We start from the raw sequence: 9,463 nt of genomic DNA, 5'->3' as shown, positions 1-9,463 counted from the left end.
GCGGCCACCGTGACCCCGCCCCCCTCGGGGGGCGGCGGGGCCCCGCGGGGGGGGGCGCCGCCGCCTCCCTGGCCGCAGGCGGCCAGGGCCAGCACGCTGGCGACGAGCAGCGCAATCGGGAAACGAGGGGCCGGCGAGGCGTGGCGCTCGGGCATGGGAGGGTCTTTCGGAGGAGTGGGAAGGCGCAGCGGCGCACGGCCGCCCGCACGATGCTGCAGTATATACATGCAAGAGTGAATGTATACTGACTCGCCGGTGAACGCCCCGCAAAGGCCCGCCGGACCCCCATGGCCCGACGCACCAAGGAAGACGCCCTCGCCACGCGCCAGCGCCTGCTGGACGCGGCGGAGCACGTCTTCCTGGCGCACGGCGTGGCCGGCACCTCGCTGAATGACATCGCCCAGGCCGCGGGCACCACTCGCGGCGCCATCTACTGGCATTTCCACGACAAGGCCGACCTGTTCAACGCCATGATGGACCGCGCCATCCTGCCGCTGCAGACCGCGCTGACGCACGTGGAGTCCGCCCAGGGCGCGGACCCGCTGCCCGCCCTGCGGGCCGCGATGCAGCTGGCCCTGCACCGCACCGTGCACGATGCCCGCACCCGCCGCGTGTTCGAGGTGGCCACGCACAAGGTGGAGTACGTGGACAGCCTGTGCGCGGTGCGCTCGCGCCACCTGCACGTGCGCGGCCTGTGGCTGGATCGCATGCGCCTGGTGCTGCTGCGCAGTGCGCGGGTCCGCGGCCTGCGCCTGGCCATGCCGGCGGCGACCGCGGCCCAGGGCCTGCAGGCGCTGCTGGACGGGCTGATCCAGAACTGGCTGCTGGACCCCGAGGCGTTCGATCTCGAGGCCTGCGGCACCCGCGCCATGGACGCCTACCTCATCGGCCTGGGCCTCCCCCACGAAGCGGGCCCACGTTTGGCTACCGGCCGCAACACCCGGTAACCCTGTCGCCTGCGCACTGGCCTAGCATCGGCAGGTGGCCAAGCGAATCAGGAGGAAACCGCCATGAGCATGATCGACACCCTCGAACTCCGCAAGAACGCCGAGACCCGGCAGCTCGCCACGCCCGGCTGGTTGCGCTGGGCAGCCGGCCTGCTGGTGATCGCCGCCTTCGTGGTGGCCGGCCTGCGAGAGCCGCCCGACACCGCGGCGCAGCGCGCCGTGAAGGCACCGGTGGCCGGCGACTACCAGGGTGACTGGCGCAACGGCCAGCACGTCGACCTGGAAAAGACACTCAGCGCCAACCATGTCGACAGCTGCGGGCTGATGGCTTACCGCGCCCACCGCACCGTCCATGGCCAGTACCTCGTCTACTGCAGCCAGGACGGCCGCCGCTGGACGGCCTGGCTGGCCTGGCCCGGCGCTCAGAAGGTGATGGGCCCCTACGCGCCCGATCCGCTGGTGCCGGCGCCGCGCTAGCGTGACACATGCCACGCCCGGGTGGCCTGCACGCCACCTGCAATGCCCGTACGCGGCGACGGGCTGGCAATTGGCGCTTGATCCCGAGCCCCTCATGGCCCAGAATGCAAGCGCAATGCCAGTCGTTGCGAGCGAGCACATTTTTTCAGGATCTCCCTGTGCCCCCGCCTAGGCGGGGGCCTTTTTTTGGCTGACGCCTGCAGGACGCCCCGCACGGGCGCTGCCTATCATGCTCAACCATGAGTTCCCCGCGCCGTCCGGCGCCGAAGGCGGCCCAGTCCGCTGATGTCCTGCTGCCCCCGCTGTCCGGCACGCCGGCTGCCGCGCCCTCCGCCCGGGTGCTGAGCCGCCTGCGCGTCGCCTGCAACGCCATGAAGGCCCATCTGCGCGACGTCGAGCGTCACGCCGGGCTGGCCGGCGCGCAGGTGTGGGCACTCACCGTGGTCGATTCCCAGCCCGGCCTGGGCGTGGGGGCGCTCGCCCGCGCCATGGACATCCATCAATCCACCGCCAGCAACCTGGTCCGGCCCCTGCTCGAAGGCGGACTGATCGTCGCCAGCCGCAGCGCCGAAGACCGCCGCGCGGTGGAGCTGCGCGTCACCCCCCGTGGGGCCCGCCTGCTGCGCCGGCTGCCCCAGCCTGTCAGCGGCGGCCTGCCGGAAGCCCTGCAGGCGCTCGATACCGCCACATTGCGCCGGCTCGACCGGGACCTGGGTCGCCTGGTGGCGGTGCTGGAGGCGCCGGTCCCTGCCCGCGCCCGCACCCGCCCGCGGCCCGACGCTGCCGCCTGAGCCCGCAGGCTCAGCCCAGGTAGCGGCCGGGCCGGTGGTTGAAGACCAGCGCGAGGTTGAGCGCCACCACCGCCAGCACCGACCACGCGAGCGAGGCCATGCTGCCCGCGACCAGGCCGCCCGCGCACACGATCACCGCGTCCAGCACCATCTGCACCTTCCCCGTCGGCCAGCCCAGCCGGTTGTGCAGGTACAGCGAGAGCACGTTCAGGCCGCCCAGGCTGGCCTGATGCCGGAACAGCATCAGCATGCCGGCGCCGCACAGCAGCCCGCCCAGCACGGCCGCCACCGGGCCGGCCACGTGGCGCAGCTCCAGCCCCTGGGGCAGCCAGCCGACCAGGAACGACAGCGCCGCCACCGAGACCAGCGTGCGCAGCGCGAAGGCGCGCCCGAGCTGGCGCCAGGCCAGCCAGTAGAAAGGCAGGTTCACCCCCACGAGCGCCCATGCGAGCGGCAGGCCCGTGGCCTGGTGCAGCAGCAGGGCCAGGCCGACGGTGCCGCCGGGCACCAGCCCGGCATGCTGGAACAGGTAGACCCCGAGGGCGACGAACAGCGTGCCGGTGGCCAGCCCCTGCAGATCGTCCTGCAGGCGGTGCGTGGCGGCAGCGGCAGTGGTGGCGGACATGCGGGCGATGATGCCGCGCCCCGCCTGCCACGACCTTGCGTTGCATCAGCTTCAGCGCCAGCTGGCGCCATCGAAGGCCGGCGGACCGTGCCGGATTGGGCAGCGCTCTCCACCCGGACCGGACCGATGAGGTGCCCCCGCTGGCAGAATGCTCGCCGTGGGAGACACCAAGATGCGCGCGCTGATCGTCGAGGACGACGCCACCTCGGCGGCTGTCCTGTCCGGGCTCGCGCGCCGGATGGACTTCGAGGTCTCGGTGGCCGAGGACCTGGCCGCCGCCTGGGAGATCCTGCGCTGCACGCCGGTGGACATCCTGCTGCTGGACCTGAGCCTGCCCGATGGCGACGGCGTCGACCTGCTGCGCCGGCTGCGCCGGTGCGCCCCGGGTGAGCTGCCCGACGCCAAGCTGCCCGTGCTGGTGATCTCCGCCCGCTCGCAGCTGCGCACCCGGCTGGCCGCCCTCGACCAGGGTGCCGACGGCTACGTGATCAAGCCGGTGCACCTGGAGGAAGTGGCCGCCGTCATGCGCGCGCTGTTGCGCCGGCGCACCAGCCTCACCGGCGGGCGCATCACCTACCGCGACATCGTGGTCGACCCGGTGGGTCGCACCGTCACCCGCGGCGGCGCGGGCGTGGACGTGAGCGAACCCGAGTTCACCGTGCTGCTGGCCCTGCTGGAAGACCGGCCGCGGCCGCTGACCCGGGCGGACATCCAGGCGCGCAGCAGCCATCGTGTCTCCGATGGCAACGCGGTGGAGGTGCACGTGCACCACCTGCGTCGCAAGCTGGGCCAGTCGCTGATCCAGACGGTGCGCGGCGTGGGCTACCGCATCCCGCCCGACACCCCGCCTTGAACCCCGCCTGACGACGAACTGACAGCAGGCGCCGCGCCAGCGCTGCCGGTACACTCGACGCCCAGGGCCTCACCCGGGCCCGCCCACCGGCATCTACAGGAATCCCACCCCATGGCCCTGATCGTTCTGATGGAGGACGACGCCGCCACCCGCACCCTGGTCACCTCGGTCCTCAAGAAGGACGGACACGAGGTCCTCGCGACCGAGAACGGGGTGCACGGCATGATCATGGCCGAGGCGCGCCACCCCGACCTGGTCATCAGCGACGTGCAGATGCCCGAGATGAACGGCTTCGAGGTCGTCGCCGCGCTGCGCCGCAACCCGGCGCTGGCCGCCACGCCGGTGATCCTGCTCACCTCGCTGCAGGAGCGCGCCCACATGCGCATCGGCATGACCACCGGCGCCGACGACTACATCACCAAGCCGTTCCGCCCCGGCGAGCTGCGGGATGCCGTCGCGGCGCAGCTGAACAAGCGCCAGCGGCAGGCCGAGCTGCAATCGCTCGCGATCGACCAGGCCGTCACCACCGCGCTGCAGGAGCAGCGCGCCCACCTGATCAAGCTGTACGAGAAGCGCCTGGCCGCCGAGCTGAGCGAGCGCTGGCCCACCGGCCAGGGCGGCGCGGCCGACGAGCGCTTCGACTCCGCCAGCGTGCTGTTCGTCGACATCCCGCACTACGCGGGCGTGGCCGAGAAGCTGGATGCCTCCGAGCTGACCGATCTGGTGCGCCGCTTCTACGGCAGCGCCAACGACACCGCCCACCTGTTCGGCGCCCGCTTCATCCAGTTCGTGGGCGAAGGCCTGCTGGCCGTGTTCACCGACGACACCAACACCCGCACCGTCAACCATGCCCTGCGGGCCGCGCGCACGGCGCTGGGCCTGGTGGAGTCCTCGCGCGCCATCGCGCAGCACCTGGCCACCAGCTATCCGCAGCGCCGCCTGCCGCCCTTCGACGTGCACGTCGCGTTGAACACCGGCGCGGTCACGCTCACCCAGCTGGAAGACCCGCTGCATGGCGGCAAGCAGACCCTGCCCGTCGGCGACGTGGTGACCGCCACCATCCTGCTGCAGAAGCAGGCGCGTGCGCTCGGCTGGCCCATCGCCGCCAGCGTGGCCACGCTGCGCAGCGTCACCGGCGCCGTGCGCACCGGCCGCCGCGCGCTGATCGACCTGCCCGGCCGCTCCCAATCGCTCGACGCCGCGGAGCTGGTGGGCATGGCGCAGCCCGCCGAAAGCTCATGAAACGCCTGTTCTCGCTGCGGCGCGTGCTGGCCGTCAGCATGGTGCTGCTGGCCATCGTGCCGGCGGTCGTGGTGGCCTGGCTGCTGGGGCGCGCCGGCACTGCGAGCGTGGAAGAGCTCGCCGGGCGGCTGCTCGGCCAGGTGGCGGCGCTGGTGCAGGCCGGCACCGAGAACCAGCTGCGGCAGGCGCACGACGTGCTCAACGGTGTCTTTCCCGAGCGGCTGAACGCCTCCGAGATGCAGCGTGCCCGCACAGTGCTGCGCAACCTGCCGCGCATGGAGGCACCCGCCTTCGTGCTCGCCCGCCACACGCCCGAGGTGCCGGTGCTGCACTTCGCCAACCTGCGCGGCGAGTACCTGGGCGTGTCCGCCACCCCGGACGGCATGCGCGTCGCGGTGCGCAACGGCACCGGCGGCGGCCGGCAGTTCTTCGCCGCGGCGGAGCCGGGTGACCGCAGCCGGCCCCTGCCACCGGAGGCCGGCAACTTCGAGCCCCGCACCACCGTCTGGTACGCCGGCGCGATGGAGGCGAAGGACCGGGTGTTCTCCCCGGTGCGGGTGGATCCCGCCCGGCGCGAGCTGATGGTCAGCCTGTCGCAGCCGGTCTACGACCCCGACGGCGGCGCGGCTGGCGTCTTCGCCGCCGACCTGTACCTGCAGCGCCTGCACGACGTGCTGCGCACGCAGCGCATCAGCGCGCGCGGCGGTGCGTTCATCATCGACGAGAAGGGCCTGCTGGTCGCGAGCTCCGCCGGCGACGCGCTGTTCGAGCCCGGCGCCGACGGCCAGCCGGCGCGGCGCAGCCCGAGCGACAGCGCCAACGCCGCCATCCGCGCCGGCTATGCCGGCCTGCAGGCCATGCGCGCGGCGCAGTCGGCCGACACGGTGCAGCTCGACACCCGGCTGCAGCGCCTGCCGCTCGAGGGGGACGCGCTGCTGCTGGTGCAGCGGCCCTTCGGCGAAGCCCTCGGCCTGCGCTGGGCGCTGGTGGTGGCCGCGCCCGAATCCGATTTCACCGCCGGCATCCGGCGCTCCTGGCTGCATGCCGCCATGGGCGGCGGCGGCGCCATCCTCATCGGCACCCTGGTGGCCTTCCTGATGGCGGCAGCCTTCGGCCGCAGCATGCGCCGGGTCTCGGCCGCGGCTGAACAGCTCGGGCGTGGCGAGGTGCCCGAGCCGGTGCGCACCCGCATCCGCGAGGTGACCCGCCTGTCCGCCGTGCTGTACGACACCGGCCGCCAGCTCCAGGTGTTCCGCAACCAGGTGGAGGCCGACGCCGTGGCCCTGCAGGTGGCCAACGAGACGCTGGAAGAGCGCGTGCGCGAACGCACCGCGGAGCTGGAAGCCTCGCGCGAGGAGGCGCTGGCCGCCGCGCGCGCCAAGGCCGCCTTCCTGGCGACCATGAGCCACGAGATCCGCACGCCGCTCAATGGCGTGGTGGGCATGAGCACGCTGCTGGCCGAGACGCCGCTCAACCCCGAGCAGCGGGACTTCCTGCAGACCATCCGGCTGTCCAGCGACCAGCTGCTGGCGGTGATCAATGACGTGCTCGACTTCTCCAAGATCGAGTCGGGCAAGCTTGACCTGGAGGTCGAGCCGCTGTCGGTGCGGGGCGCGGTCGAGGAGGCCTGCGACATCGCGGCCCCGCGCGCGCGCGAGAAGGGCCTGGAGCTCATCATCGACATCCCGGAGACCGGTGCCGGTGCGGTGCCCGCGGCGATCAAGGGCGACATCACACGGGTGCGCCAGGTGCTGATCAACCTGATCAACAACGCGGTGAAGTTCACCGCCCGCGGCGAGGTCTCGGTGTCGGTGCGCCAGCGCGCGGCCGATGACGGCGCCGGCCGCGCGGTGCTGGAGTTCCGCGTCAGCGACACCGGCATCGGCATCCCGCCCGAGCGCAAGGCCTCGCTGTTCGAGGCCTTCATGCAGGTGGACGCGTCCACCACGCGCAAGTACGGCGGTACCGGCCTGGGCCTGGCCATCTGCAAGCGGCTGGTGGAGCTGATGGGCGGCGAGATCGGCGTGGAAAGCGAACTGGGCCACGGCTCCACCTTCTGGTTCACCATCCACGCGCCCACGACCGAGCTGGCGCAGTCGTTCAGCCCCGCCGACGCCGGCCGCCTGAAGGCCATCCGCGTGCTGATCGTGGATGACCACGCCACCAACGTGCGTGTGCTCACGCGCCAGCTGCAGCTGTGGGGCATGGAGGTGCACGCGGCCGAGTCGGGCCCGCAGGCGCTCGACTGGCTGGAGGGCTCCCCCAGCCTGCCGGACGTGATCGTGACCGACATGCACATGCCCGAGATGGACGGCATCGCGTTCTCGCAGACGGTGAAGGCGCATGCCGGGTGGGAGCGCATCCCCATCGTGCTGCTCAGCTCGGGCTTCATGCCGGTGGGCGACGGCAGCGCCCAGCTGTTCAGCGCGCGGCTGCTCAAGCCGGCGCGGCAGAACCAGCTGTTCGAGACCATCCTGCGCTGCGTCTCGGCCGAGGAGGCAGCGGCCGGCAAGACCGGCGCCACCCCGCAGGAGGCGCAGAAGCACGCCACGGTGCTGGTGGCCGACGACAACGCGGTCAACCTGAAGGTGGCCTGCGCCATGCTGATGAAGCTGGGCTACGAGGTGCGTACCGCCACCGACGGCCGCGAGGCGGTGGAAGCGGTGGCGCACGCCGCTGCCCACGGCCAGCGCATCGACGCCATCCTGATGGACGTGAACATGCCCGACGTGGACGGCCTGCAGGCCACGCGGCAGATCCAGGCCGCACGTGGCAAGGCGGCGCCGCCCATCATCGCCGTCACCGCCGCGGCGTCCGCCGAGGACCGCGCCCGCTGCGAGGCCGCCGGCATGGACGACTACCTCACCAAGCCGCTGCAGGTGGCGGCGCTGGCGCTGGCGCTGGAGAAGTGGATCGCGGCGGCTGATGCCCCCCCGCCCGCCCCCGAGGCGCCCGCCCCCGATGCCGCACCCGCCGCCGATGCCGCGCCCCCCGCGGCGATGGATTTCGCGCGACTGGAGGAATTCCGCGAGTTCGACGACGAGGAGCTGAGCATGACGCGCGAGGTGATCGGCCTGTTCGTGGCCGACACGCCGCCGCGCCTGGACACGATCGACGCCTGCCTGGCCAGCCGCGACGCCGCCGCACTGGCGCAGGCCGCGCACGCCATCAAGGGCTCGGCCGGCAACGTGGGGGCCACGGCCCTGCACCAGGCCGCCGGGGAGCTGGAGACGCTCGCCAAGGCCGGCTGGCCCGATGACGCCGCGGCGCGCGCCGCCGCGCTGCGCGGGCTGTGGGCCGGCACCCAGGCGGCCATCGACGCCTGGCTGGCCGGCGAGCGGCACTGAGGCGCCCATGGTGCTGTCGGCGCTCGCGGTCTTCGTCGGTGCCGGGCTCGGCGCCCTGGCGCGCTGGGCGCTGTCCCTCGGTCTCAACGGCGATGGCCGCGGCCTGCCCCTGGGCACGCTGGCGGCCAACCTGCTGGGCGGCTACCTGGTGGGCGTCGCCATCGCCTGGCTGGGGCAGCACCCGGAGCTGCCGCCGCAGGTGCGGCTGTTCCTGGTCACCGGCTGCCTGGGCGGGCTGACCACCTTCTCCACCTACTCGGCCGAAGTGGTGCTGCTGATCCAGCAGGAGCGGCTCACGCTCGCCCTGGCCACCGCCGCGGCCCACCTGCTGGGCTCGCTCGCGCTCACCGCGCTGGGCATCGCGAGCGTGCGCGCGCTCAGCGGCTGAGGGCCCTCACGCCTTCTTCGCCGCCTTCGACGGCGGCTTCGGCGGCGGCTGCATGGGCGCGCCGCGCTGCGCCACCCGGTCCACCAGGGCCTGCATGTTGGACAGCGAGGCCAGGTGCATGGAGACCAGGTGCATCTCGCCGGCGCGGAACAGCGAGAGCACGGTGGCATCGGGCAGGGCCATCAGCTTCTTCTCGTCCACCACCAGCAGGCTGCCCACGGTGAAGCTGCGGCCATCCACCAGGTCGGCGCGAGCCTTCATCTCGGTCAGCAGGCCGGCCTGCTCCAGGTGGCGGCAGAAGGTCTCGGTGCGGATGTACTCGCGCTGGTACTGGGTCAGGAAATCCAGCGCACCACGCAGGAAGGGCGTGTCCTCGCCCTTGGCGTCGAACAGCGCCTCGCCCTCGTTCTCGCTGATGCCGCCGTACGCCTCGTCGATGCACACGCCGAGCGACTGACCCGGCAGCTCCGCCAGCACGAAGGGGTAGCGGCGCACGAAGGCGGGCACGTAGCGGCCAGTCCAGCGGCCGTCCTCGGCGACGAACAGGTTCTCGCGCGCGCGCAGACCCAGCATGACCACCGGCACGATCTTGCCGCTGGCAGCCTTGGTGAAGACGATCGCGTATTCCTTGCAGGCCTCGTTGAACTCCACCCCCGCGAGGTAGAGCGAGTTGGCCTTGCGCGCGAAGGCGAAGCTCTGGCTGGCCTTCACGCGGCGGCGGCGGTGCTTGTCGCGGTCCAGCAGCACCGGCTTCTCGTAGTACAGGGTGTCCGACATGGCCGGTGCCTCCTTC

9 protein-coding genes are annotated in these 9,463 nt (G+C 72.5%); 7 read left to right on the top strand and 2 right to left on the bottom strand.

The genetic code is table 11. The features are described from left to right. The first annotated feature begins 287 nt into the window (after nt 1–287). The 3 genes from ACE3T5_RS13530 (at nt 288) to ACE3T5_RS13520 (ending at nt 2,215) form a co-directional block, all read left to right on the top strand. The gene (locus ACE3T5_RS13530; protein ID WP_374668496.1) at nt 288–947 is read left to right on the top strand and encodes a TetR family transcriptional regulator; all 660 of its coding nucleotides are present in this window, start codon (nt 288–290) and stop codon (nt 945–947) included. Nucleotides 948–1,010: 63 nt separating this feature from the next. Beyond that, nucleotides 1,011–1,424 (top strand): hypothetical protein, encoded by a 414-nt coding sequence (locus ACE3T5_RS13525; RefSeq protein ID WP_374668494.1) that lies wholly within the window; start codon nt 1,011–1,013, stop codon nt 1,422–1,424. A gap of 239 nt (nt 1,425–1,663) precedes the next feature. Continuing rightward, nucleotides 1,664–2,215, top strand: a complete 552-nt coding sequence (locus tag ACE3T5_RS13520) for a MarR family winged helix-turn-helix transcriptional regulator (RefSeq protein ID WP_374668492.1) — start codon at nt 1,664–1,666, stop codon at nt 2,213–2,215. Between the two features lie 10 nt (nt 2,216–2,225). On the opposite strand, the gene ACE3T5_RS13515 is transcribed toward ACE3T5_RS13520, so the two are convergent. Beyond that, complete coding sequence (locus tag ACE3T5_RS13515; RefSeq protein ID WP_374668490.1) at nt 2,226–2,840, bottom strand: YitT family protein; 615 nt, start codon at nt 2,838–2,840, stop codon at nt 2,226–2,228. A gap of 157 nt (nt 2,841–2,997) precedes the next feature. Between ACE3T5_RS13515 and ACE3T5_RS13510 the strand changes: the two genes are divergently transcribed. The 4 genes from ACE3T5_RS13510 (at nt 2,998) to crcB (ending at nt 8,670) form a co-directional block, all read left to right on the top strand. Then, nucleotides 2,998–3,693 (top strand): response regulator transcription factor, encoded by a 696-nt coding sequence (locus ACE3T5_RS13510; RefSeq protein ID WP_374668488.1) that lies wholly within the window; start codon nt 2,998–3,000, stop codon nt 3,691–3,693. A 111-nt stretch (nt 3,694–3,804) separates the two neighbouring features. Continuing rightward, the gene (locus ACE3T5_RS13505; protein WP_374668486.1) at nt 3,805–4,935 is read left to right on the top strand and encodes a response regulator; all 1,131 of its coding nucleotides are present in this window, start codon (nt 3,805–3,807) and stop codon (nt 4,933–4,935) included. After that, complete coding sequence (locus ACE3T5_RS13500) at nt 4,932–8,282, top strand: response regulator (protein WP_374668483.1); 3,351 nt, start codon at nt 4,932–4,934, stop codon at nt 8,280–8,282. The genes ACE3T5_RS13505 and ACE3T5_RS13500 overlap by 4 nt, the downstream gene beginning before the upstream one ends. Before the next feature lie 7 nt (nt 8,283–8,289). After that, a complete protein-coding gene (crcB, locus tag ACE3T5_RS13495) occupies nt 8,290–8,670 on the top strand; it encodes a fluoride efflux transporter CrcB (protein WP_374668481.1) in 381 nt (126 codons plus the stop codon). A gap of 6 nt (nt 8,671–8,676) precedes the next feature. On the opposite strand, the gene ACE3T5_RS13490 is transcribed toward crcB, so the two are convergent. Further along, on the bottom strand, nt 8,677–9,447 hold the full coding sequence (locus ACE3T5_RS13490) for a SapC family protein (RefSeq protein ID WP_374668480.1): 771 nt from the start codon (nt 9,445–9,447) through the stop codon (nt 8,677–8,679). Nucleotides 9,448–9,463: the final 16 nt, after the last annotated feature.

Origin of the sequence: Ramlibacter sp. (assembly GCF_041916345.1) — a bacterium.
Classification (GTDB): domain Bacteria; phylum Pseudomonadota; class Gammaproteobacteria; order Burkholderiales; family Burkholderiaceae_C; genus Ramlibacter.
Note: the sequence above shows the minus strand (reverse complement) of the source record. Positions and strands in the feature narration are given on the sequence as shown.